This is a genomic window from Polaromonas sp. P1_G2 (assembly GCF_056405515.1).
In genome coordinates, this window is record NZ_JBFUBY010000770.1 from 1 (window position 1) to 568 (window position 568).

At 64.4% G+C, this 568-nt stretch carries 1 protein-coding gene; it reads right to left on the bottom strand.

Annotation, left to right across the window (positions count from 1 at the left end):
- Positions 1-18: 18 nt before the first annotated feature.
- Positions 19-568, bottom strand: a 550-nt coding sequence (locus AC1D0P_RS27490) for an LLM class flavin-dependent oxidoreductase (protein WP_477679625.1), incomplete at its 5' end; no start/stop codon positions are given.

The window sequence follows — 568 nt, forward strand, 5'->3', positions numbered from 1 at the left end:
CCCTACGCGCCGCTCCCTTCACGCGATGCGCCGTGGTTTCAGACCGCTTTCCAAGGTTTGGTTCTCCGCCCTGAGGCTGTGCGTCTCCTCGCCGGCAATTCCTAACACCGGGAAGAGCAATTCCGCCACGCTGAACGCCCCTTCCAAATGTGGATATCCGGAGGTGATGATCGTCTCGATGCCGATCGCCTGATATTCTCGGAGCCGCGCGGCGACGTTTTCGGGGCTGCCCACCAGAGCGGTTCCGGCGCCGCCGCGAACGAGGCCAAGACCTGCCCATAGGTTCGGCGCGATGACCAGCTGATCACGCCGCCCCTGGTGCAGCGCCGACATGCGCTTCTGGCCAACGGATTGCGACACGTTCTGGAACTGGTTCTGCGCCGCGGCAATCTGCTCGTCCGTCACCCGGCTGATGAGATCGTCGGCGGCAGCCCAGGCTTTTTCTTCCGTTTCGCGCACGATGATGTGGATGCGCAGGCCGAACCTGATCCTGCGGCCATGCGCAAGCGCGCGCTCGCGGACGCGGTTGAGCTTTTCGCCGAGCTGGTCGACCGGCTCTCCCCAGCTT